The sequence below is a fragment of the Parasediminibacterium schistidii genome (assembly GCF_046546515.1).
GTDB lineage: Bacteria > Bacteroidota > Bacteroidia > Chitinophagales > Chitinophagaceae > Parasediminibacterium.
Window position 1 is genome coordinate 25,567 of record NZ_JBKHKJ010000029.1, and the last position, 25,491, is coordinate 51,057.

At 36.8% G+C, this 25,491-nt stretch carries 23 protein-coding genes; 21 read left to right on the forward strand and 2 right to left on the reverse strand.

The features are described 5' to 3' along the window. Positions 1-3: 3 nt before the first annotated feature. Both ACHFIY_RS15395 and ACHFIY_RS15400 read right to left on the reverse strand, forming a co-directional pair. Positions 4-738, reverse strand: coding sequence for a nucleotidyltransferase family protein (locus tag ACHFIY_RS15395; protein ID WP_410847004.1), 735 nt, complete (start codon positions 736-738; stop codon positions 4-6). A gap of 66 nt (positions 739-804) precedes the next feature. After that, positions 805-2,244, reverse strand: a complete 1,440-nt coding sequence (locus ACHFIY_RS15400; RefSeq protein ID WP_410847005.1) for a RapZ C-terminal domain-containing protein — start codon at positions 2,242-2,244, stop codon at positions 805-807. A 398-nt stretch (positions 2,245-2,642) separates the two neighbouring features. Here ACHFIY_RS15400 and ACHFIY_RS15405 point away from each other — a divergent pair, with 398 nt between their 5' ends. The 21 genes from ACHFIY_RS15405 to ACHFIY_RS15505 all read left to right on the forward strand — a co-directional run bounded on the left by ACHFIY_RS15405 (position 2,643) and on the right by ACHFIY_RS15505 (position 25,484). Then, a complete protein-coding gene (locus tag ACHFIY_RS15405; RefSeq protein WP_410847006.1) occupies positions 2,643-3,392 on the forward strand; it encodes a polysaccharide biosynthesis/export family protein in 750 nt (249 codons plus the stop codon). 3 nt (positions 3,393-3,395) lie between these two features. Then, complete coding sequence (locus tag ACHFIY_RS15410; protein ID WP_410847007.1) at positions 3,396-5,813, forward strand: GumC family protein; 2,418 nt, start codon at positions 3,396-3,398, stop codon at positions 5,811-5,813. Positions 5,814-5,959: 146 nt separating this feature from the next. Beyond that, positions 5,960-8,866 (forward strand): asparagine synthase (glutamine-hydrolyzing), encoded by a 2,907-nt coding sequence (asnB, locus tag ACHFIY_RS15415; RefSeq protein WP_410847008.1) that lies wholly within the window; start codon positions 5,960-5,962, stop codon positions 8,864-8,866. Between the two features lie 6 nt (positions 8,867-8,872). Beyond that, complete coding sequence (locus ACHFIY_RS15420; protein ID WP_410847009.1) at positions 8,873-9,760, forward strand: ABC transporter permease; 888 nt, start codon at positions 8,873-8,875, stop codon at positions 9,758-9,760. An 80-nt stretch (positions 9,761-9,840) separates the two neighbouring features. Beyond that, entirely contained in the window at positions 9,841-11,124 is a 1,284-nt protein-coding gene (locus tag ACHFIY_RS15425; protein ID WP_410847010.1) for an ABC transporter ATP-binding protein, read from the forward strand. A gap of 20 nt (positions 11,125-11,144) precedes the next feature. Then, positions 11,145-12,248 carry a glycosyltransferase gene (locus tag ACHFIY_RS15430; protein WP_410847011.1) on the forward strand — a complete coding sequence of 368 codons (1,104 nt, stop codon included), beginning with the start codon at positions 11,145-11,147 and terminating at the stop codon, positions 12,246-12,248. 87 nt (positions 12,249-12,335) lie between these two features. Then, positions 12,336-13,187 carry a hypothetical protein gene (locus ACHFIY_RS15435; protein WP_410847012.1) on the forward strand — a complete coding sequence of 284 codons (852 nt, stop codon included), beginning with the start codon at positions 12,336-12,338 and terminating at the stop codon, positions 13,185-13,187. Between the two features lie 107 nt (positions 13,188-13,294). Next, the gene (locus ACHFIY_RS15440; protein WP_410847013.1) at positions 13,295-14,353 is read left to right on the forward strand and encodes an acyltransferase family protein; all 1,059 of its coding nucleotides are present in this window, start codon (positions 13,295-13,297) and stop codon (positions 14,351-14,353) included. 9 nt (positions 14,354-14,362) lie between these two features. After that, a complete protein-coding gene (locus tag ACHFIY_RS15445; protein ID WP_410847014.1) occupies positions 14,363-14,989 on the forward strand; it encodes a PI-PLC domain-containing protein in 627 nt (208 codons plus the stop codon). Positions 14,990-14,991: 2 nt separating this feature from the next. Then, positions 14,992-15,624, forward strand: a complete 633-nt coding sequence (locus ACHFIY_RS15450; RefSeq protein ID WP_410847015.1) for an HAD family hydrolase — start codon at positions 14,992-14,994, stop codon at positions 15,622-15,624. Further along, a complete protein-coding gene (locus ACHFIY_RS15455) occupies positions 15,617-16,345 on the forward strand; it encodes a glycosyltransferase family 2 protein (protein ID WP_410847016.1) in 729 nt (242 codons plus the stop codon). The genes ACHFIY_RS15450 and ACHFIY_RS15455 overlap by 8 nt, the downstream gene beginning before the upstream one ends. 20 nt (positions 16,346-16,365) lie before the next feature. Beyond that, positions 16,366-16,689: a cupin domain-containing protein gene (locus tag ACHFIY_RS15460; protein ID WP_410847017.1), complete on the forward strand. Its 324-nt coding sequence runs from the start codon at positions 16,366-16,368 to the stop codon at positions 16,687-16,689. Beyond that, positions 16,686-17,414 (forward strand): glycosyltransferase family 2 protein, encoded by a 729-nt coding sequence (locus tag ACHFIY_RS15465; RefSeq protein ID WP_410847018.1) that lies wholly within the window; start codon positions 16,686-16,688, stop codon positions 17,412-17,414. Before ACHFIY_RS15460 ends, ACHFIY_RS15465 begins: the two co-directional genes overlap by 4 nt. Before the next feature lie 17 nt (positions 17,415-17,431). Further along, entirely contained in the window at positions 17,432-18,385 is a 954-nt protein-coding gene (locus ACHFIY_RS15470) for a glycosyltransferase family 2 protein (RefSeq protein WP_410847019.1), read from the forward strand. Positions 18,386-18,392: 7 nt separating this feature from the next. Then, complete coding sequence (locus ACHFIY_RS15475; protein ID WP_410847020.1) at positions 18,393-18,971, forward strand: acyltransferase; 579 nt, start codon at positions 18,393-18,395, stop codon at positions 18,969-18,971. A 122-nt stretch (positions 18,972-19,093) separates the two neighbouring features. Next, on the forward strand, positions 19,094-20,101 hold the full coding sequence (locus tag ACHFIY_RS15480) for a glycosyltransferase family 4 protein (RefSeq protein ID WP_410847021.1): 1,008 nt from the start codon (positions 19,094-19,096) through the stop codon (positions 20,099-20,101). Further along, positions 20,091-21,260, forward strand: a complete 1,170-nt coding sequence (locus ACHFIY_RS15485; protein WP_410847022.1) for a glycosyltransferase family 4 protein — start codon at positions 20,091-20,093, stop codon at positions 21,258-21,260. The genes ACHFIY_RS15480 and ACHFIY_RS15485 overlap by 11 nt, the downstream gene beginning before the upstream one ends. 34 nt (positions 21,261-21,294) lie before the next feature. After that, positions 21,295-22,200 carry a glycosyltransferase family 2 protein gene (locus ACHFIY_RS15490; RefSeq protein WP_410847023.1) on the forward strand — a complete coding sequence of 302 codons (906 nt, stop codon included), beginning with the start codon at positions 21,295-21,297 and terminating at the stop codon, positions 22,198-22,200. A 39-nt stretch (positions 22,201-22,239) separates the two neighbouring features. Further along, entirely contained in the window at positions 22,240-23,256 is a 1,017-nt protein-coding gene (locus tag ACHFIY_RS15495; RefSeq protein ID WP_410847024.1) for a glycosyltransferase family 2 protein, read from the forward strand. Between the two features lie 12 nt (positions 23,257-23,268). Continuing rightward, on the forward strand, positions 23,269-24,384 hold the full coding sequence (gene glf / locus ACHFIY_RS15500) for a UDP-galactopyranose mutase (protein ID WP_410847025.1): 1,116 nt from the start codon (positions 23,269-23,271) through the stop codon (positions 24,382-24,384). Further along, a complete protein-coding gene (locus ACHFIY_RS15505; RefSeq protein ID WP_410847026.1) occupies positions 24,372-25,484 on the forward strand; it encodes a hypothetical protein in 1,113 nt (370 codons plus the stop codon). The genes glf and ACHFIY_RS15505 overlap by 13 nt, the downstream gene beginning before the upstream one ends. The last annotated feature ends 7 nt before the right edge of the window (positions 25,485-25,491 follow it).

The window sequence follows — 25,491 nt, forward strand, 5'->3', positions numbered from 1 at the left end:
AGTTTACATAAATATACTTTCTGCCTTTTCAATGCTTTCGGGCTTGCCTACATCTACCAAAATACTGCCTGTGTGGTTAAAGCTATTAATCCTATTGCTGGCACATAAATCAAGATAAACTTCTACCATAGAAAATTTGCCTTCCTGCTGCATTAACGGGAACAAGCGGGTGCTAATTACATGGATGCCACTAAAAGCAAGTTGTTTTAATGCTTTTTTTTGCTGTGGTTCAAAGGCAAGCACTGGGCCTTTTTCTTCCAATGTAGAAACATTCCGCCAGCCGCATAGGCTATTTGCTTCATTAAAAAGAAAGTAGCGGGATGTGCTTCTTTCAGAAACGGCTAATGTGGCCAAAGGCTTTTGTTTTTGGTGCTGTGCTATCATGCTTGTGAGTGGCATATTGGTAAGTATGTCGGTATTCATTACCACAAAATCTTCCTCCCCCTCAAAAAACCATGCTGCTTTTTTTAGGCCGCCGCCTGTTTCCAGCAGTGCATCTGTCTCGTCTGAAATAGCAATATTGCTGCCCCAGCCTTTGTTGTAGTTCACGGCGTCTATTATTTGGCTGGCATAGTGATGCACGTTTACAATCACGTCTGTTATGCCATGCTGCTGCAAGTATGCAATGTTTCTTTCTAGCAATGTTTTGCCATTTATTTCAACCAATGCCTTTGGTCGATGCAGTGTTAATGGCTTTAGCCTGCTACCCAAACCTGCGGAGAATAATATTGCCTTCATCTGTAATTATGAGTTATGAATGATGAGTTTGCTCACTCTTTGCCCCCTTGCCTATTGTCTCTTTGCCTACTTTACCCAATTTGCCTCGTTTGTGTGGGTTATCACTACTTTTACCTTATACTTATTGCGCAGGTGGCGGGCTGTTTGCTCGGCGGCATACACACTGCGGTGCTGCCCACCCGTGCAACCAAAGTTAATGACTAGGTTTTCAAAGCTGCGGTCTATGTAGTTTTCTACCGATATGTCTATCAGGTCCCAAACGCTATTTAGGAAATTGTTCATTAGGGTACGCTGCTCTAGGAAATCCTGCACCGGCTTGTCTTTACCACTCAGCTTCTTGTATTCGTTGTTGCGGCCAGGGTTTAAAATAGCCCGCATGTCGAACACATAACCACCGCCTGTATCATTATTAGTAGCAGGGATCCCTTTTTTATAGCTAAAACTGTTTATTGCTATCACCAATGGCGTGTTTTCATTGGCTTGCACGGGGGTAAAGCTTGCTATTATTTCTGGGCTAGTTATTTTTTGTAGTAGTTTTTCAAAAACAGGCATATTAATGCCTACCTTTTTATTGGCTAAAAAAAACTGAATGTTTTGCAATGCAAAAGGTATGCTGGTAAGAAAGTGGGCTTTTCGCTCAAACAAGCCCCGGAACCCATAAGCACCTAGCACTTGCAGCAGCCGGATAAGCACATAGCCGTTGTACTGGCTAATAAATGCAGTGCGGTCAATGGCTTTGCCTAGTAGGCATTCTGCTTCATTTATATAATAATTGAGCAGGCTGTTTTTCCATCCCTCGCTTAGGTTGGCCTTTGCCTGCCAAAGCAGGCTGGCAACGTCATATTGTAAAGCTCCTTTCATCCCCCCTTGGTAATCTATAAAAAATACTTCATCATTTTGTACCAATATATTCCTGCTCTGGAAATCTCGGAACATAAAATATTGCTGCCCTATTTTAGACAAGTAAGTGCTGAGGGTTTCAAAATCTTCTAGCAAGGCTTGCTTGTCGTAAGGAATCCCAAGGGTATCTAGGAAATAGTATTTAAAATAAAGCAAGTCGTTGGTTATTGCCTGCTTCCCAAATTCTTTGGCAGTAAGGCAGAAGTTGTAGTCGAAGCCCTCATGGCCAATAATTTGCATCTTGGCTAGTTGCCGAAGGCTTTTTTTAAATAGGTCATATACATATTCGTTCTTGCCGTGTTTTTCTATTTGGTTTAGCAAACTTTCTGTGCCTTTGTCTTCTTGGATATACATCGTTGTATTTTCATTTGTACAAAATACTACTGGCACGGGCAGGCCTGTTTTTTTGAAATGTTCAGTAAAATGTATAAAAGCCTTGTTTTCCTGCACATTTTCATTGTAAGTGGCTATAAAACTTTGGTTGCTTGTATAAATACGGTAGTACTCCCTGTTGCTGCCGCTTTGTGGCAGTTTCTCAATCCTGCCTATGGCTTGCTGCTGGCACTTTGCAAATAATTGTTCTATTTCGCCTTTAATAAATTCCATCCTAACGAGTTGATTTTAAACGAAAATAAAGGTATCTATTAATTTAAGGTTAATGATTTGCTTGTTTCGTATGGCAAAGGTACAATGAGTTTATTCTGCATGGGCAACTAACAAACTGAATGACTATATTTGTTGCCTTATCATTTTGGTAAGTGTATAAATATTAGTAAGGTATTGAAGGCTTATGCGTATTAAGGGTTTTAAACCAGCAAGAAGTTGTGGTAGTCATTTTTAATAAAATGTTCAACTTCTTTTGGGTTAAGCCCTTATTTTTTTAAAAGTTTTCAATGCCTTATTTATTTTTACTACCCATTGTTACTTAGTTCCATGTGAGTGAGGTAGCGGAGCTATGTAAAAAACAAAGGAAATGTTTTAATAATTGTAATAAATATATTTTAATGAGCTTAAAAACAGCCATATATTTTATTCTTTCAACCATTCTTTTTTCATCGTGCAACTATGAAAAAAAACTACACGAAACCTTGTATTTTAACGATGCGGCTGATAGCACAAGCAGGGTAGTTGCTAGGTACAATGCAACTATACAGGTTGACGACCGTTTAAGCATCGTTGTGTCTTCGCTGGATCCGGAAGCTGCCATGCCTTACAATGCAGCTACTACTGCAGGCTATTTGGTAGAAAAAGATGGCACCATCCTGTTGCCCCAACTAGGCAAACTAAACGTAGAAGGAAAAACGCTAAAAAAAGTTAGGGACACATTGTTGATAGCCCTTTCTAAATATTTGACAGACCCAGTAGTATTTGTGCAATTTGCAAATACAAAAATTTTGGTACTAGGGGAAGTGGGGCATCCTGGCCTCTTGTCCATAGTAGATGGCAAATTAACTATTTTAGAAGCTATTACATTGAGTGGCGACGTACCCATTACAGGGAGAAAAGACAACATTTTGATAGTAAGGGAAGACAATGGGGAGAGAACTTTTGGGCGGCTAAACATACAGTCTCATGATATATACAAATCGCCTTATTATTTTTTAAAGCAAAACGACCTTGTATATGTAGAACCAAACAAACTGAAAGTGAAACAACAAAGCGAGCAAACATTTATTAGGAATATTGGGCTGTTTACAACCACAATCAGCGTACTTACTTCTGTTATTTTTTTATTAACGTATCTTAGAAGATAATCAATGGCATCGTCACAGAGTTTGCGTCCAGTAGAGCAAAAAAAGAATGTGTTGCAGGATATTGCACCACCGGCTAGGTTATCGGGCAAGGAAATTGTATATAAATACATTGTTTTTTTACCGCTCTTTATTGTTTCCATCAGCGTTGCATTAACAATAGCATACATTAACATACGCTATAAAGTGCCTATTTACAATTCATCGATTAAATTATTGATAAAAGATGACAGGAGCAGCAAAGGCGGGGGCGAAGATTTGATTTTAGAAAACCTAACAACCTATAAGAAAAGGACAAACTTGTCTAATGAAATAGAGCTAATTAAATCGGGATCAATGCTAGTAAGGGTAGTTAAAATACTAAACCTAAACTGGCAGTATTTTGACGAGGGCAATGTGAAGCGTACAGAATTGTATGGAAACACAAGTTTACATGCGGACTGGATAGAGTTGAAAGACAGCAATGCGGTTGCTTCCGTAACGCTTGTAAGAAAACTCGGGGGGGTTTATCTAGAATTTGGACCCAATAAGTACCGGAAAATTGAAAATGGGGGTATTGTAGATTTTCCATTTGGAAAAATGCGAGTCTTTTTTAATACAGAAGAGATACTTAAAGACAACAAATACATTATTATTTACCAGCCAGCTATAAATGTAGCAGGTGGCCTTGCAGGTGGCGTAGCCATAAGGCAATTGAGCAAAGAAACAAGTATTTTATTTTTGAGCATTGACCAGGAAGTACCCCAAAAGGGAAGGGATATTTTAAATACATTGGTAAATGTTTATAATAATGTGAATGTTGAAGACAAAAACAGGATAGTGGACAACACAATAAAATTCATAGACGAAAGGCTGAATGTTTTAACAGAGGACTTGGGCAAGGTAGAAGGAGACCTGCAAGGGTTTAAGAAGCGGAACAATATGTATATAGAACCCGCTGCATTAGGCACCCAAGAATATGCCAAGATAGAAGGGCTTAAAGAAAAAATGACAGCGCAGGATTTGAGTTTTGAGGTTATAAAAGATTTGAAAAACTATGTTTCTACGCCACAAACCAAGTACGATTTGGTTCCTTCTGCCCTTGGTATAGAAGATGGTGTAATTAATGGTTTGATTGGTGAGTATAACAGTTTGCAATTCAAAAAGCAAGAGCAATTGAAAAAGATGACCGTTGAAAACCCGCTTTTTAAAAGAAACCTTCACCTTATTGAACAATCGAGGCTAAACATTCTGGAAGCCTTGGAGAATTATAAAAAAAACAAGTTGTTGGGCAGCAATGCTGCAAAAGACCAGTATAATGAATTGACAGCACAGCTGAAAACAATACCAGAACTGCAAAGGCAATTATTGGAAATAATGAGGCAGCAAGGAATAAAAGAAAAATTATATCTTTTCTTGCTTCAGAAAAGAGAAGAATCTGAAATAACCCGTGCCTCTACCATTGGCAATTCTGTACCCATTGATCCCGCTGTAAGCGGGGGGCAGGTAAGCCCAGACGTAGCTAATATTTACAGAAGCGCATTTGTGATAGGTTTTTTAATTCCTATTATTTTTATTTATTTGATTGATTTATTGAACGATAAGATTATTGTAAGAAATGACATAGCCAGGGTAACTGCAGCCCCCATCATTGGTGAGGTAGCCCACCATAGCAGCCAAAACAGGGTATTGGTTGTAAGCAATAAAGACAGGAGTGTTTTAGCAGAGCAATTTAGGATACTGAGAACGAATATTAGTTTTCTATTAGGGCCAGACTTAAAATCGCCTGTGTTGCTTGTTACTTCCAGTATTGCGGGCGAGGGCAAAACATTTTGCTCGATGAATCTTGCGGCAGTTTGGGGAATTGCAGGCAAAAAAACGGTAATATTGGAATTGGATTTGCGAAAACCCAAAATTGCAAAATCGCTAGGTTTGATTAACGAAAAAGGAATTACGCACTTTATGCTTGGGCAAGTAACTGCCGAGTCGTTGCCAATACCTATACCCAATACAGATAATTTGTATATTGTACCAGCAGGTATTATCCCTCCAAATCCATCTGAAATGATCATGGATCCCAGGATGGCCGAATTTATTGCCTACCTAAAAACTCAGTTCGACTTGATTATTATTGACTCTGCCCCCGTTGGCCTAGTAAGCGACTCTAAAATTATTGCGTTGTTGGCAGATGCCACTATATACATTATTAGGCAACGGTTTACAGTAAAAAAACAATTACCTTTTATCAATGAACTCTATACCCAGCAATTGCTGCCAAACATTGGCATATTGGTTAATGACGTAAAAATTGGTGGCATCAATTCTTATTATGGATATGGTTACGGTTACGGCTATGGGTATAGTTACAACTATAGCTATAACTATAGGTATGGCAGTGAAAAAATAACCGTTTGGACAAAGATTAAATCAATGTTCAAAATTTAAGGTGGCAAATATCATTATACTATTCACCACCTAGGCATATAGTACAGATAGGCAAATAAGGAAATAAGAGAAATAAGGTGAATAGAAACTTATTAAACAATAAGATTCATAATTCATAATTCATAATTCATAATTCATAAGTCTGTTTGTGCCGGATTGCAGGTATTTTTGACCCATCGTTACCCAATTTAGAAAGGGATATACTGAAGATGAGGGATGCTATGTACCGTGGCGGCCCTGACGGTGCAGGAATCTATATAGAGCCTGAATTAGGATTGGCATTGGGGCATAGGCGGCTGGCATTGTTAGACTTATCGGTAGCAGGGCATCAGCCCATGAAATCGGCCGATGAAAGCATACAGATTGTTTTTAATGGCGAGGTTTATAATTTTCAAACCATAAAGGCTGACCTTGAAAAAAATGGATACCAGTTTTTTACGCAAACAGACACAGAAGTTATTATTAATGCCTATTTGTTTTGGGGTACAGCTTGCTTCGAGCTATTTAATGGGATGTTCGCCTTGGCTATTTGGGACAAGAAAAAGCAACAATTAATACTAGCTAGGGACTATGCAGGCATAAAACCGCTTTACTATTACATTTCCAAGAAAAAACTGATTTTTGCATCTGAAATACGGGCTTTTAAAGCCATATCGCCTACCTGGGCAGAAAGCGAAGATTGGAAAATTCCATTTCTGGCTTATGGCCATTTGCCAGAGCCTTTTACTACTTTGCAAGATGTGCAACCCTTGCCCAAAGGCAGTTATGCCATCATTGAACTGCCTTCTTTACAAATTTTTATACACCCGTTTTACAATTATGTTTATAGTGAAGTTGTAAATGACGAGGTTAATGCCGTAAGCCTAGTAAAGAAAAAAGTAGAAGAAGCCGTAGAGAGACACCTAATTTCTGATGCTCCCCTAGGTGTTTTTTTAAGTGGAGGGATAGATTCTAGTATTTTAACAATCATTGCGTCGAGCCTTACAAAGCACAAGATAAAAACTTTGTCTATCGTTTTTGAAGAACAAGCATTCTCGGAAGAGTTGTACCAAAAAATGATAGTGGAGCAAACAGGCGTGGAGCATCATTCTTTTGTAGTAACCAACCAAATGCTGCGAGAGGAGTTTTCGCAGATTATGGAAGCAATGGATCAGCCATCTATTGATGGCATTAACTCATATTTTATTTGCAAATTTGCAAGGGCTTACGGGCTTACTGCTGTTTTGAGTGGCTTGGGGGCGGATGAACTGCTGGGCGGGTACGACTCTATACGAAAAAGCAAATTGTTAAAAAGTCTATCCCTATTGCCGTCTTTTGTTTTGGCACTAACCAATTATTCACCCAATGAAAAAATAAAGCGCATAGCTTATTTAGAAGATGAAAACCTGTGCAATAAATATTTGTTTTATAGGGGTGTTTATAGCTCAAGGCAAATAGCAGACATACTGGATTTGCCCGTAAAAAAAGTACTAGACGTGCTAAATAAAGTAGCTGTACCTAGTTGCAATAGCAATAACGAAGCCCAGCAGGCATGTCATGTGGAGCAACACCTGTACATGCAAAATCAACTGCTAAAAGACACAGACTACATGAGCATGTGGCACGGCATAGAAGTGCGTGTGCCTTTTTTAGACAAAGAGGTAATAAATGCCTGCAACACCATTGGTGCCCCACTAAAATATAATTTTAAAAAGAAGCCCAAGTATTTATTGATAGAAGCGTTTAAAGATGTGTTGCCTGCTGCCATTTGGAACCGCAAAAAACAGGGTTTTACCTTTCCTTTTGCAAAATGGATGAATATGATTGTGCCATCTATCCGGGGGCAGAAGTTCGAAATTAAATATGAAAAACTAACACAGTCGCTTATTCATTGGAGCAAATATTGGACTTATGTGCTGGCAGTAAGCAGCCCAAAAGATATTATATTCTTGAAAAAGGGGTTTGAGCGGGTATGTTTTTTTAACTTGGACGCTTTTGCTTCCATGGGTGGGATAGAAAAATTTAACCGGGCCCTTTTATATGGATTATCGGCTTTGGAATGGGAGTCATATTTTATGGCGGACGCAGCCTCAATGTACGACAGCTATGGCGATGATGCTTATTTTGCAAATCCTAATTACAGGTGCTATCATAAAAAAAAGGGTTTGTTTGTTTGGAAGGAATTATTGAACAGCTACAAGTACAAGCAAGTGGTACTAGGACATGTCAACTTTGCCATATTTGGGCTGCTCATAAAACTATTCCACCCAACTACTAAGATTTTTGTTGTAGCGCACGGCATAGAAGTATGGGGCAAAATAACAGGCCTAAAAAAATTGCTGCTGGAAAGATGCAACATCATTTTGGCTGTGAGCCATTTTACAAGAGACCAGTTGATAAAAATAAATAACATTAATGAAAACAAAATAGTAGTGTTTCACAATACACTTGACCCTTATTTTGTATTCCCAAAGCATTTTGCAAAGCCGCAATATTTGCTGGAAAGGTATAATATACGGCAAAGCGATAAAATAATACTTACCCTCACTAGGCTGGCATATACAGAAAAATACAAAGGCTACGATAAAGTGATAGACGCTTTGCCAGGCATTATTAAAGAACAGCCCAACATTAAATACTTAATTGCGGGTAAGCCCGACAAAATGGAGAGGGAGCGGCTTTTAACACTCATTAAATACCATGGGCTAGAAAAACACGTGTTCTTGGTTGGGTTTGTTGCCGAGGAAGAAATTACCGACCACTACCAACTGGCAGATGTATTTATAATGCCCAGCAAAAAAGAAGGCTTTGGCATTGTGTTTATAGAAGCCATGGCCTGCGGGCTTCCTGTAATAGCGGGCAACCAAGATGGAAGCGTGGATGCATTGCAAAATGGGAAACTAGGCATGTTGGTAGACCCTGAAAACCAGCAAGAAATAGTAGCTACTTTAACCAAAGTGCTACAAGGCAACAGCTATACTGCCGGGCAAAAAAAGCAATTGCAAGACAAGGTAGAAGGATATTTTGGATACCCACAGTTTTATGGCAACCTTAAAAAACAAATAGTGAATTAAAAAATTATGACAGAATTTACAATACACCACAAAACAGCATTGGTAGACGAGGAGTGGAGCGAAGTTATTTCACCAAAAACAGCTTTATTCGACTTGCGGCTAGGCGAAGTATGGCGGTATAGGGACTTGCTAGTAATGTTTGTGAAACGAGACTTTGTGGCTGCATACAAGCAAACTATCTTGGGCCCTATCTGGCATTTTGTGCAGCCTATTTTAACAACAATAATGTTTATTGTTGTTTTTAGCAGGATAGCCAACATATCCACAGACGGCATTAAGCCAATGCTTTTTTATATGAGCGGGCTAGCAATATGGAATTATTTTTCTGCTTGTTTAACAGGCACATCTAACACATTTGTGGGCAACGCAGCAATTTTTGGCAAAGTGTATTTTCCACGGCTAATCCTGCCATTATCAGTCGTTATTTCTAACATTATCAAGTTTGGGATACAGTTTTTGCTTTTTTTTGTAGTAATGACACTGTTTTGGATTGGCAGGGGCGATACGTTTTATTTTGGGTGGACATGGCTGCTAATACCAGTGCTATTAGTATTAATGGCCGGGCTAGGGCTGGGGCTAGGCATCATCATATCGTCGGTAACAACAAAATACAGGGATTTTACAGTACTTATCGGTTTTGGCATACAATTGCTTATGTATGCCACGCCTGTTATTTACCCATTGTCTTTTTTATTAAAAAAGGGCACGCACCTCTGGGTGATTAACCTCAACCCGCTTAGCCCAGTGCTAGAGGGTTTTCGCTATGCTGTTTTTAATACCCATAGTTTTAATTTTGCTTCGCTTTGGTACGCTTTTGCCTGCATGTTGGTATCCCTTTTTATTGGGCTGCTAATGTTCAACAGGATAGAACGCACATTTATGGACACAGTATAATTAAGAATTGGATATTGGGAATTCCTAATTCCCAATATCTAGTTCTTAATTCCTAATTCCTAATTCCTAATTCCTAATTGATGAGTGAAACAGTTATTAAGGTAGAGAACCTTTCAAAACAATACAGGCTGGGGGAAATTGGCACAGGCTCTATAAGCCACGACTTGCAGCGCTGGCTGCACAGGATAAGAGGCAAAGAAGACCCTTACCTAAAAATAGGCGAAGAAAACGACCGGACTAGCAAAGGAAGTTCAGACTATGTATGGGCATTGCGGGATATTAATTTTGAAGTAAAAAGGGGAGAGGTATTGGGTATTATTGGAAGGAATGGAGCTGGAAAATCGACCCTGTTAAAATTATTATCCAAAACTTCTGCACCTACTATTGGTAACATTAAAATAAAAGGCAGGATTGCAAGTTTGCTGGAAGTTGGCACTGGTTTCCATCCAGACTTATCAGGTCGAGATAATATTTTTTTAAATGGAGCCATCCTTGGGATGACTAAGCAGGAAATAAAATCAAAATTTGATGAAATTGTAGATTTTTCCGGGGTAGAACGTTATATAGATACGCCCGTAAAAAGGTATAGTAGTGGGATGTATGTACGACTTGCCTTTGCAGTAGCAGCCCACTTAGAGCCTGAAATTTTGATTGTAGATGAGGTATTGGCCGTTGGTGATGCCGAATTTCAAAAGAAGTGTTTAGGAAAAATGAAAGATGTTAGTGTGAATGATGGCAGGACTGTGCTGTTTGTGAGCCATAATATGAGTGCCGTTAGTTCTTTATGTACTAGTGGTCTCTATCTGAAAAATGGTAAATTGTTTAAACATAGCAATAATTTAGATAACATAATTGCAGAATATTTGCAAAGTGGCTATAATGATTCCACGGTTAATAGCTGGGCAGGAGACAATGGGGATGAAAGCTTGAGTTTAAAAGAGGTGAATATTTGGGGTGAAGAAGATGTAGCTTTCTTTTTCACGGACAAACCCCTTTTTGTTGATATTAAATTAGATACATATAAAGCTATTTCAGATTTAGTAATTGCGTTGGAAGTTGAGTCTTCACGTGGGCATCAGTTGGCTATAAGTGCACAGTATGATAATGCTAACGATGATTTACCCACAGAACTGTTGCCTGGCAGCCATCATTTTAGGCTTACAATCCCACCAAATACACTTGCTCAAGGCGACTATAAGTTAATCCCTAATATTGGCGTTCATAATGTGAAGCGTATTACTAGTGATAATATTGGTGTAAAATTTTCTGTAGAAAATACAAACGGACTGGGGCTTAAATTTTTAACTGGATCGGGGCAGCATAATATTCTAAGGCCAAATTGGAAGTGGCAAAAACTTTATTAGAAATAAAAAGTAATTAATTTATGTTCGCAGTCCAATTCCCCGAAATGCTTAATAGCAACCCAGACACCGATTTTAATGGGAATAGGGCTGCTTTTATAAAGGCTCAAAAGCCTGTTATATTCTGGCCAAATTTTAAGTACAGGTTTACAAAGGGTATTGGATTCAGTAAGCAACTTAAACGAAGTCCCTTTTTTAACCCGGATGAATATGAATTTGCTTTTAGTGTAAGGGAATTAAACAGGAAAGCAGATGTATTGGTACACTTTAATCAATATCCATTAGATTTAGAAAGACTTTTGCCGCCAAAGGGTTTTAATGGGCTTAAAGTATGGCATATTTATGAGTTTGTATTTCAGCCATCGGTAGTAAATAAAATGCTTGTAGAAAATGGTGTTGATTATCTTTTAGGATATGCAGACCATGGCAAGTATTCTCCCTTTTTCCAGAGTGCTTATCCTGCTTATACTCAAAAGGTAATCCCATTCCCCTTTGGCACTTCCAATCGATTTTTAGTTGATAGCAAATGGGAAGGAAGGGAAAACAAAGTAATTGCCTTGGGTGCAGTAAACCTTGTTAATGAAGAGGGTGGTACTATTGATGATAGCCTCAAATCGTATAGTGATTTCTATAAAGACAGGAAATTTACACATGAGTGGAGAAGGATGTTGGTAGAAAATGAAAGCCAGTTATCGGACATAATGGATTCGCAATTGCCACATTTCCCCGAAACAAAAAATAGCAAGTACGATGCCTTGCAAATGATGCTGGGCTACACTATGTTTGCAAACGACGAGGGCTTATTGGCATTCCCGCCAGCCCGTACCTTTGAAGGGGCATCAGCAGGTGCCGTGATGGTTAGTTCCAATCATCCTTGTTATACCGACCTAGGTTTTAAGCATGGTGTAAACTGTATTATGCACTGCAAGCATGATATAGGAGATTTCAGGGAGAAAGTAATCTATTTCCAACAACAGCCCCAGCTATTAAAAAAAATAGCGGAGGAGGGTCAAAAGCTAATAAGAACACATTATACCCAAGAAATAGTAGCAAAAAAATTGGCTGAGCAATTGAAAAGCCTTTATTCAACTGGAAAGAAACCCGAAACAAAATTTGAAATAAGTTAAATATAGTAGGATTGCCAACCATTATCTTGAATGTTATGCCCTTATTCAATTAGAAAGAAGTTCGAAACAAGAGTTGAAGTTTTTTAGATGGACAAAATCCCCTCAATATCTGGATTGAATGACATTGCCGTATATATCCCATTGTACAATAGTGCCGATTGGTGCAAGGGATTTATGCCCCTGCCAGGGATTAATTATTATGCGTCTGACAATGCCTCGACCGATGGCTCTGGCGATATTTTAGCAAAAAAAGGGGTTACTGTTATCCGGCATCAGCAAAGCGTTGGGCGGGTAGGCAACTGGGAATTTTGCATCAATCATTTTATTGGCACTGGGTATAGTTGGTTTAAATGGCTTTTTGCTGGGGACGAGCTTTTTGAAGGATGGGAAATTGCTGTGCTTGAGGCTGCCAACGATTACCCAGAAGCTAAATTGATTATAGCAGAGTTTGATATAGATATAAATGGAACTAATTTCAATTGGGAAATGTTTGATAAAACCCAAGTTGTACAGCCTGCAGATGCAATGAAAAAAGCTAGCTATATCAATTGGTTTGGCTCGCCTATATCTACGATTATACACAGGGACGCATTGTTGAAACACAATCGATTTAGCGATTTAGATTGGGCTGCGGATATGGTTTTTTGCGTAAATATTGCTTCTAGCTTCCCAACTTTATATTTAAAAAAGAAAATCGGCGCTTTCCATAGCAAGTATAGAAATTATTATACTGCCCATGTTTCCTCTCCGTTTTCGTTTATGGAAGAAGCAATTACTTATAACAAAGCATTAAAGTTGTATGGTCAATTGACAAAAGACAATGAATTTTGTGATAAGCGAAGGTTGGAAATTAGCAATGAGTTATTATACAGAATGAATCCAGTTCCTCATGTTGCAATTAAAGAAAGTTTTCTCAAAAAGATATTCAAAAAGTTATAGGTATTTTAAAAAATGGCAATACGGATTATTAAATTTAATGCTTAGAACTAATTATATTTTTGAACATTATTTAGAATTAGCTTTTTGTAAATGCAATTAGCATCTATATGATTTCCAACAAAATTGTTTCAATACAAATACTTAGGGCAATTGCTTGCTTATCAGTTTTATATGTCCATTTTTATGTTGATTTCCCAGTTACGGGCCATATATTTTGTGGGGCAATAGGTGTTGACTTATTTTTTGTTATCTCTGGGTATATTATTGCTTCTAGTATTGATAAATATGTTTTTGAAAGTAATAGGGGACTTTCTTTTTTAATAAATAGATTCAGTAGGGTGGCTCCTTACTATTACCTTTTAACCTTCTTGTTTGCATGTTTTTTATACATATTCCACAAGCATATCAGTACTGTTCGCCTAATAAAAAGCTTACTGTTTCTGCCCCAGCGTGAAGACCCTATTTTGTTTTTAGGATGGTCTTTAAATCATGAGGTTTTTTTTTACGCAGTTATTGGTTGTTTTCTATTGTTATTTAAGAAAATAAAAGCAAAATATGCTGGTTTGGGTTTTATGGCAACAATATTTTGTATTTATCTAATTCCTAGCAAAAATTACTTGATATTATTTTTTCAATCCAACTTAAACCTGATTTTTTTATTTGGCTATTTTGGATACGTTTATAAAGGGTTGTTACAAAAATATTTCAACCACTACATAATATTAGTTTTATCAATTTCTTCTTTTTTTATAATTCCATTTTTTACTACAGATTTTCCAGTTGTACAGGGCCAAACGTCTATAACACCTACTTGGGTTTATTCAAGGGAATGGATTTATATATGTAAATATTCATTTTTTTTGCCAAGGTGCATTGCGTGGGGGCTGCCTAGTTTTGCCCTTTTAATGTCATTGGTTGCTCAAGAAGCTACTTTAAAACAATTCTCAAATTCGGTGTTGGTTAAAATTGGGGATTATTCTTATAGTGTCTATTTGTTAGAGGCTTTTTTATGGTTAATTAAATTTGTGAAAGGCATACCTACAACTCTTTTGTATTCATCTGGTTTATGTGTTATTGTGTTATTGATTTCTTATTATATGTTTAAGGTTGAGACTTTTTTAGGGAAGTCATTTAAGAATTATTTGCTGAAAATTGTAATTAAATAAAATACACAATTGGAAATAATTAGCCATAGGGGTTACTGGAAAACAATAGCGGAAAAAAACCAGCCCGTTGCCTTTGAAAGGTCTTTCTCTTTAGGTTTTGGTACGGAAACCGATTTTAGGGATTATTTGGGAGAAGTAGTAATAGCCCATGATATTGCCACGCCATTAAATATTACCGCACAGCAATGTTTTGGTATATATAACCAGCATATTTGCAAAAGGATATTAGCATTAAACATAAAAGCAGATGGCTTGCAGCAAAAGCTAAAAAGCTTGTTGGAGGAGTATAGCATAGAAAATTATTTTGTTTTTGACATGTCCATACCAGACACCATAGGCTATATGAAAAAAGGCATAAAATTTTTTAGCCGCCAAAGCGAATATGAGCCTATTCCTGCTTTTTATAAAGAATGCGATGGTATATGGCTGGATGCTTTTATAGATACTTGGTATGATATGGGATTAATTAAAGAGCATATCGAAAATTGCAAAAAAGTAGCAATAGTATCTCCTGACTTGCATAATAGGGATGTATTTTCTTTGTGGGAAAAACTTAAAGAAGCCGAAATAGATAAGCTTGATGGGGTTATTTTGTGTACGGATATTCCTGAAAAAGCAAAAGCATATTTTAAATAGCAATGGAAAAAAAAATCAAAGCAGTAATATTCGATATGGATGGCGTGCTGATAGATGCCAGGGACTGGCATTATGAGTCGCTAAACAAAGCACTGGGTTTGTTTGGTGCAGAGATAAGCAGATACGACCATTTAGTTACTTTTGATGGCTTGCCTACAAGTAAAAAGCTTGAAATGCTGAGCCTAGAAGGGGGCTTCCCCAAAAAACTGCACGGCTTTGTAAATGAATTGAAGCAGCAATATACCATGGATATTATTTATGCCAAGTGCAAGCCAGTATTCCAGCATCAATATGCGTTGTCTAAATTAAAAAACGAGGGTTACCAGATGGCGGTATGTTCCAATTCTGTGAGGAACACCGTAGGGGTAATGATGGAAAAAGCTGGGTTGATGAATTACCTTGATTTTTTTATATCTAACCAAGACGTAAAAAAAGGCAAGCCAGACCCAGAAATGTATATTACAGCAATGAGCAGGATGGAGTTGCTGCCGGAAGAGTGCCTGATAGTAGAGGACAATGAAAATGGCGTAAAAGCAGCGTTGGCCTCGGGTGCGCACCTAATGAAAGTAGAAAACCCAGATGACGTGCATTATTTCAATATTAAAAACCGGATTGTAGAAATAGAAAATGATTAAAATTATCATCCCCTTGGCCGGGCCATCGGAGTTGTTTAGCAATGCCGGCTATTTTTACCCCAAGCCACTAATAGAAATTAATGGCAAAACGATGATTGAGATTGTACTGGAAAACCCCAGCAAGCTTGCAATGCCGCATCAATTTATTTTTATAATAAAGGAAGAAGATGCTATTAAGTTCCATATTGACAATACGTTGAAACTATTGAGCACAGGTGGAGAAATTGTAAAACTAAAAAAACCTGCGAAAGGTGGATTATGCAGCTCGTTAATGGCTATTGATAAAATAGAGGATAATGATAGCATCCTAATACTCAATGGCGACCAGGTTATTGATATTGATTTTAACGTAGTGAATACTTTTTGGCAAAATGAACAAGCTGAAGCAGGGTTGATAACGTTTAATGCGGTACACCCGCGTTGGTCCTACGCTAGAATTGAGGAAAACCAAGTAGTGCAAACTGCAGAGAAAAACCCTATTAGCAACCATGCTATTGCAGGTTATTATTTTTTTAAAAAAGCAAAGGATTTTTTAGCAGCAGCATATGAATCTATCAAGAACGATGTACAACTAGACGGCAATTTTTTTATTTCCCCAGTTATTAACCAGTATGTTTTGCAGAATAAAAAAGTAAAATCCTATCCTATACCTACGGATGCATACCACTCTTTTTATTCGCCCCAAATGGTTACTGAATACGAAAGGAATAAAAAATTATAATATTAAAAATTACAACCTGTATGGAAGTATATAAACTAGAGGATATGGTAAAAGGGTGGTTCATTGGAAATTTCCAACCAACACTTTTAAATACTAATGATGTAGAAGTAGGCGTGAAAAAATACAAGGCCGGCGATGCGGAAGGCTACCATCACCATAAAATAGCTACTGAATTCACTGTTATTTTAAATGGCGAGGTAGAAATGAGTGGAAAAACGTATAATGATGGGGATATAATTGTGATAAAACCAGGGGTATCTACAAATTTCACGGCAATAACAGATGTAACTACAGTAGTAGTAAAATTACCAGGTGCCAATAATGATAAATATATAGACAAATGATAAACATTGTAATTCCGATGGCTGGCGAAGGCAGCCGTTTTGTAAAAGAAGGGTTTGAAAAACCAAAACCATTTATAGATGTTGATGGCCTGCCCATGATAGAAAGGGTAATGGAAAATGTAAATTGCAAGGATGCAAAATTTATCCTGATAGGCAGGAAGGCACATTTAGCAAAGGAGCATGAGCTGGTAAAACAAATAAGCGAAAAATACAACGCTACTTTTATTGGGATAGATAAATTGACAGAGGGCACGGCTTGCACAGTTTTGTTTGCAAGGGAGTATATTAACAATGATGCCCCGCTATTGATAGCAAATTCTGACCAATTGATAGATATTTCTATACAAGCCTTTGTGGACGATTGTGCTAAAAGAAAATTAGATGGCTCTATTTTAACTTTTACCGACCATGAACTGAACCCAAAATGGTCTTTTGCCAAAATAGATGAGGATAATTTGGTTACAGAGGTACAGGAAAAGAAAGCCATATCACAGTATGCAACGGTAGGGATTTACTTATTTAGTACAGGGAAAAGTTTTGTGGATGCAACCATAGACATGATTATTAATAACGATAGGGTGAATAATGAATTTTATACCTGCCCTGTATATAATTATGCGATAAAAAATGCAGCTAGAATAGGTATCTATAATATGGAGTTTGAGCAAATGCATGGCTTAGGTACACCAGAAGACTTGGAAATATTTTTGAGTAATAAAAAATAAGCGCAGATAAAACACAAATGTCAGTTCCAACTGTTTCTATCATAATGCCAGCCTACAATGCTGAAAAATATATTGCAGAATCTATTCAGTCGGCTAGGGAGCAAACTTTTGATGATTGGGAGTTGATTGTTGTGGATGATGGTTCTACAGATACTACTGCTAAAATTGTAAAAGAAGCGGCAATAAAAGACGATAGGATAGTATATATATATAAAGAAAATAAGAAGCTGCCGGCTGCTCGCAATACATGCATTAGGAATTCTAAAGGCGATTTTATTGCTTTTTTAGACGCAGACGATTTGTGGATGCCTGAAAAATTGCAAAAACAGGTTTCAATATTCGAAGAGCAAAAAGTAGATATTGTTTTTACCAATGGGTTTATTTTGCAGGAAGAAACACAAGCTTTGATAGATTACCCTACTAAACCTGGTTTTTATGGGCCAAAGGAAATGTACGGCTTGCAATATTTTGGAAACTATATACCAGTATTGTCGGTACTTATAAAAAAAGAGTTGATAGTTGCCATTGGGGAACAAGACGAATCTTTAATATATGGCTGTGAAGATTGGGATTATTGGTTGAGGGCAGCAAGGATTGGTGCTACATTTTATGGTATGCCTGAAAAATTATTTAAATATAGGGTGCATGAGGGTGGTATGTCTAGAAAGAGAACCGTAATGCAATTGGCTGAGTTTACTGCCTTGTATAAAAATATTGATTATCGCTTTTTAAGCAAAGGAAATATATATATAAGGCTTGCAGGCTTAATGGAACAGAACGCCCCGGCCTTGCTAGCAGAGGGTAAAAATGAGTTGGCTGCTCAAGAAATATGGAGTGTGTTGAAACTTAGGTTTAGCATGAGATATTGGATGGTATATTTAATAGCAAAGCTAAATATAAAGCCTTTGTTTAAGCATGTAAACTATTTTTTTCATTATGGTAGCATTCTATTAAAGGCTAGGAAAAGCTAATTAATATATGTATAACTGGATTGAAAGAAAGCTTGTATTTCCTATATATTTCCGTTACTTAATTTGGCATAGTAGCTTTAAAAAAAGGTATTGGGCATATAGGTACAAGCAACTGTACAACGTGCATTCGTCGGTAGTATTTGGAAAATATACAGAAATACAGTTTGAATCAAACAGAGCAAAGCTGGAAATTGCAGAAAAAGTAGAGTTCAGGAAATACTGCCATCTTTTATTGCACATGAATGGCAATTTAAAAATAGGTAAGGGAGTTTTTTTTAATAATTATTGCTCTATCAGTTGTTTAGGTAAAATAGAAATAGGTGAAAATACAATAATAGGCGAAGCCGTTAGAATATACGACCATAACCATAAATACCATTACTTGGATGGAAAATTGAATGTGGAAAAAGAGTGTTTTACAATTGGTACAATTACAATTGGCAAAAATTGCTGGATAGGCAGCAATGTTACCATCCTTAACAATGTGGAAATTGGCGACAATGTAATAATTGGGGCTGGCTGTATAATTTACAAATCAGTAGCATCCAATTCAATTGTTAAAAGCAAGGTTGAACTAGTTACATAAACTGTATGAAAAAAATTCTTTTTATTTCTACTAACGATTGGATGCCTTGGGGTGGGAGCGAGGTTTTGTGGCATAAAACAGCATTGCTGCTAAAAGAAAGAGGCTACCAAATTTATATATCTGTGAAGTTTTGGGATACGATGCCAGAACATATAGCTTCTCTACAGGCAGCTGGATGCATTATTGATTTCAGGAAACAATCAAAACCTGCTCGTTTCCATACTAGAATATATAGAAAATTGATGGGTATCCAAAAAACAACTTTCAATTTGCTAGATAAAGTAAGCCCAGATTTAGTAATTATTAATCAAGGAAGCATATATGATGGGCTAGACTGGGGCAAGGCTTGCTTGGAGAAGGGAATTAAGTATGCGTTTATTGTACAATTGGTAAATCAGTTATCAGTTTGGAACGATGCTTTTGTAAATCATCTAAATAATATATTTTCAAAAGCAATAATTATTTTCTTTGTTTCAAAACAAAATATAGAATTGCTTGAATCTATTATTGCCTCAAAAGTTACAAATGCAACAGTTATCCGCAACCCATGTAAGGAAAATAATGTAATTCCCTATATCGATGGCAAAGCAATATTTAATATAGCTTTTGTAGCAAGTATTAATTCTTTCCACAAAGGGCATGATATGCTATTTGAAGTGCTAAACAACCAAAAATGGAAAGAACGAAATTTACGTATAAATTTGTATGGGAAAGGGCCTAATGAACAAACATTAAAAAGATTAAAGGAAAAGTATCAATTAGATAATGTTTTTTTTGCTGGTTTTGAACAGGATATAGCCAAAATTTATAAACAGAACCATGCTTTTATGCTTTGTTCTAGGATGGAAGGTCAATCTCTGGCTTTGATTGAGGCCATGTATTGTGGAAGGGTGCCAATAGTAACCAATGTTGGAGGGGCAAAAGAATTAATAGATAATGGCATAGATGGTTTTATTGCCAAATCTCCTAATGTATATGAGATAGATAAAAATTTAGAAGAATCTTGGGGAAGGAGGCACGAATGGGAAGAAATGGGCAAAAATGCGGCTCAAAAAATAAGAGTCCTTATAAATGAAGACCCCGTGGAGCAATTTGCCAACACTATAATAAAACACTTAAATGCCATTTAAAGTACTTTTTGTTTCACACGATGCAAGCCGTACTGGCGCACCAATCGTTTTTTTGCATTTACTTAGATGGATTAAAGAAAACACAGATGCAGAAATTTCTATTTTATTAAAAAGTGGGGGAGATTTAGAGAAAGAATTTTCAAGTTTTGGAAAAAAATATGTTTTTTTTGATGCACCCCCCAAAAAAAATTTTTTTGAAAAATTTTTTGACAAGTTTTATCTTAAATATAACAAACAGACTTTAAAGCAAACACAAATAATTAAAGATATAAGGGAACAAGATTTTGACTTGATTTATTGCAATACTGTTGATAGCCATTTGATGGTCCCAATCTTAAAAAAACATACTCGCTGCCCTATTATTTCTCACATTCATGAAAATGAATATAGCATTAATTCCTTTTATTTAGATTCCATGTCGCCAGCAATATTGAAAAATATTAGCCATTTTATAGCTGTTTCGGAAAGTACACGAGAAAACCTTATAAACAATTTTAATATAAATCCTAATGATATTTCTTTGTTTTACCCATTTATACCCCAATCAAAAACGAAAAATCCTCAAATAGGCCCACAAATAATAAGAGATGAATTAGGGCTTACAAATGAGTTTATTGTTGGTGGCTCAGGATTGGGAAGTTGGAGGAAGGGGATAGATTTGTTTATACGCCTTGCTTTAGAGTTGAATAAAATCAACCCTTTAATAGAAGTAAAACTTATTTGGGTTGGCTATATAGATAAGGCAGTGTTATATGGGTTTGAATATGAAAAAAAGAGGCTCGGTATCAATGGTAAAATAATTTTTACGGGAGTAAAACCAAACCCATTAGATTATTTTCAACTTTTCGATGTATTTGCACTTACTTCTCGGGAAGACCCTTTTCCCTTGGTTTGCCTAGAGGCCGCATCCCTAGGAAAACCAATTATTTGTTTTGAAAAGTCTGGTGGAATGGTTGAATTTGTAAATAAAGGTACAGGCTGGGCTTTACCATATGGAGATATAAGAGCAATGGCTGAAACAATCTTACAACTTGAAAATAATAAGAGTGAAATTAATAAAAGAGGTGAAATGGCACAGCTAGCCGTTCGTGATTATGATGTTAACCTAATTGCGCCAAAAATTTTTGATTGTATAAAATCCATTGCATTGAATGGGTAGGTATTAATAAAGCATTAAAATTAATTAAATATAGTTGTCAATTACACCTAAAGTTTCCGTAATCATCCCCAACTACAATCATGCCCCCTACCTTACCCAGCGGATAGATAGCGTGCTAAACCAAACATTTCAAGACTTTGAATTAATTATTCTTGATGATTGCAGTACTGATAATAGCAGGCAAATAATAGGTGCCTATAAAAACCACCCCAAGGTGGCAAGTGTTATATATAATGAGAAAAATATGGCAAGCCCTTTTAAACAGTGGCAAAAAGGGATAAATGAATCGAAAAGCGAGTATATATGGATAGCAGAAAGCGATGACCTAGTAGATTTTGATTTCTTGGAAAAACTGCTCCGCTATGATGCAGATTTTAGTTTTTCGAGAATAATTGATATTGATGCGGAAGGAAATGCCTCAAATAGCGCAAGAACATGGTTCGATATTTTTGACAATGTAAACTGGGATGAAAATTTTTTAATGGGTGGCATGGCTTTTTTCCAACTCCTAAAAGAAAGATGCGTAATATCCAATATCAGTTGCCTCCTATTCAAAAAATCATATTTTCTTCAATATTTCGAGAAGGTTATTGGCATGAGATATTGTGGCGACTGGTTGTTTTATTTGCTTTGTGCCACCAATGGGGCTTCTTTTCAATATGTTGCCAATACTACCTCTTATTTCAGGCAGCATAGCCAAACAACGCGTTGGCAAAACAAAGATTTTGTGCGGCCATTGGAAGAAAGGCTAGTGTGTGCAGCTTATATAAAAAAATATGATGCCAACAATCCAATACTAAAAAATGACTTAAAACGCCATATAGTAAACATCCCATACAAAGAAATTATAGATTTTTTTGCTAAAAAGCCTTTAATGGCTATTTCTTTTTTCAAGTACTTCTTTGCTGCATTTATTATAAAAGCTAGGCAAAAAGCATAGGTTGTTTCAAAAAATAAATTTAAAATTTAGTATAGATCAATGCCTAAAGGTGTATCTGTTATTGTTTGCTGTTATAACAGTTCGTTAAGGCTGCCAGAAACATTATGTTACTTGGCAAAGCAGCGTTGCAGTATTCCTTGGGAAATTATCATTGTAGATAACAACTCATCCGACAATACATCTGAAGCAGCATCAAAACTGTGGGAATGCCATCAATCGTCAACGGCTTTCAGCATTGTTCAGCAACCGGTTACTGGGTTAAGTGCTGCAAGGCAAATGGGAGTGTTGCGTGCAAAATATGAATACATGATTTTTTGTGATGATGATAATTGGCTAGATAAAAATTACGTAAATACAGCTTTTGAAGTTATTGATAGCGATAATGACATTGCCATTGTAGGGGGCATTGGGTATCCTGTTTTTGGCGGGGATAAACCAAATTGGTTTGATACATTTTACAATGGTTATGCCGTATATGGGCAGGACGAAAAATCTGGAGAAGTAAAGTCCGTATATGGTGCAGGGATGGTATTGCGGAAATCATTTATAGAAACCTGCAATAAACTATTTATCCATAGCATTTTATCGGATAGGAAAGGAAATGAATTATCATCAGGGGGTGACGCTGAAATTTGTTACTGGGGAAGGATGGCAGGCTTTAAAATATGGTTTGATGAGCGTTTGGCATTTAAGCACTATATACCAATGCAACGGCTAAGTTGGGACTACCTAAAAAAATTACATATCGGTTTTGCAAAATCTTTTGCCATATTAAATTTATACGAAGCCGCTATTACAAATAGAAGAAAGCAGTTGCCCTCTTATTATTGGCTGAAGAAGGCTTTTTATATGCTGCTGATTTATATCAAATACTCCTTTTTGTTTTACAAAAAAATCCGTAGCGGCAAAGGGGAACATGAGGAAATATTGTTATTGTCTTGGGTTGCCCAGGCAAAGATGTATTTGCGCTTAAACATCCAGTTTAAAAAAAATCAAAGGAAAATATTTTATTATAAGCAACTGCTTGCTAACCACCATGGCTTGCCAATCTCCTAAACTCAATTTATTTTGTACGATTACCTAATTGTTGGCTCCGGCCTCTTTGGTGCAGTATTTGCCCGCCAAATGGCAGATGCTGGCAAAAAATGCCTAGTTATAGACAAGCGCGCGCACATAGGCGGAAATGTATATACCGAAAACATTGCAGGCATAAATGTACATAAATATGGCGCACATATTTTCCATACCAACGACAAGCCCATTTGGGACTATGTAAATGCCTTTGTAGAATTTAACCGCTACACCAATAGCCCACTTGCCATGTATAATGGCAAACTTTACAATATGCCATTTAACATGAACACGTTTTACCAAATGTGGGGTGTAACAAAGCCAGATGAGGTTAAAAAAATAATAGCCAAGCAAATAAAAGCATCTGGCATTACCACTCCACAAAATTTAGAAGAGCAAGCCATTAGCATGGTTGGTACCGATATTTTTAAATACCTTATAAAAGGATATACCGAAAAGCAATGGGGCAGGGATTGTAAAGACTTACCCGCTTTTATCATCAAAAGGCTGCCACTGAGATTCACTTACGACAATAACTATTTCAACGACAAATACCAAGGCATACCCATTGGTGGCTATACTAAACTAGTTGAGGGTTTATTAGAAGGGATAGAAGTAAGGCTAAGCCAAGATTATTTTGACCAAAGGGATTTTTTTAATACCTGTGCGAAAAGGATTGTGTATTCTGGTAAAATAGATGAATTTTTCAATTACGACGAAGGGTATTTAGAATACAGGAGCCTACGATTTGAGACTACCCACCTTGAAGATACAAATAATTTTCAAGGCAATGCCGTGGTAAATTACACAAACCGGGAAGTGCCTTATACAAGAATTTTAGAACACAAACATTTTGAATTTGGCATGCAGCCCACAACTGTTATCACAAAAGAATTTTCGCAGGAATGGGATAGCAATAACGAGCCGTATTACCCTATCAATGATTTGAAAAATGAGCAGCTCGCATCTAATTATAAAAAAAGGGCAGCTGCCATACCAAATGTAATTTTTGGAGGAAGGCTGGCAGAATATAGGTACTATGACATGCACCAGATTGTTGCCCAATCCCTTAAAATTTCCAAAGACGAGATAAGCAAGCAATGGTTAAAGTAATATGGTTTAAAAACAGTCATGAACAAAGGCTAAACTGGCTGAAATTTGGTTTGATGCAATTGCATATCCAAAAAAAAATTGTTTTTCTAGAAAAGGATAGCAAAACACTATCTGGTGAAAGTATAAGCGATGCTGCAAAGCAACACACCCACAAGCACACAGTATTGATAAAAGTGATAAAAAAAGGTGAAGCCAAATGGGTGATGGCAGATGCAGAAGATTCGTTTTTTTTTGTACAACCGCTTATAAAAGACGTGGACTTATATTTTTGCAGCGCCTATAATACTGATTTTTTTGTAAACAAAAAGTTTGAATACAAGCTCCCTTGGCAATCAGATAAAGACATAAAGGAATACAAAGCAATTGCCAATGATTTGATTGATAAATATGGCAGTCATTTTCATAAAGCAAGGAGGCTGGCACCCATTAGCCCAAGCCTTTTTCCAGCAACCCCTTCAAAAGGAGCTCTTTCCCAAAAAATATCCAATATAGTTTATAAAATACACCAAATTCTTTTTGGATCCAATAGCTGGGGAGATGCCTACGATTTGTTTGATAAACGCTACCAAGAATTATTGGGGTATAGGCACCAACCCCTGCAATACGATATAGTATTGCACGACTCATTGTGGGGCTGGCCACAACATAGGATTAATTTGCACAAACGCCTAAAAGGGTTAGCAGGAGAATTTTCAATTTTATCAGAATTGAAATATGCTCCAGATGGTTATGTAAAAGAATTTAATGCCGAGGATTTTCCTATGGTTACCCAACCCATAGCTGGTAATTATGAGCAAAAAATAGTAGCTTCCAAATTAGGGGTTTTTGCAACTGGCTTTCATTTTGGTTGGCGGAACATTGTGCTGCTTGCATTAATGGCGGGCATCCCTGTTTATACAGACTATATTATCCTAGAGCCTTATTTTGATTTCAACGAATTTCAACTATTTTATAACAATAATGAGTTTAACGATTTAAAGGAAATACTATTATCAATTAACGAGAAAAGCTGGCAAGATATAAAAACCCATAACCAGCAAATGTTTGACAAGTACATGCACCCTGCAAAAGTTGCCGCTTATTTTGTAGATACAGTATAATTCTCCC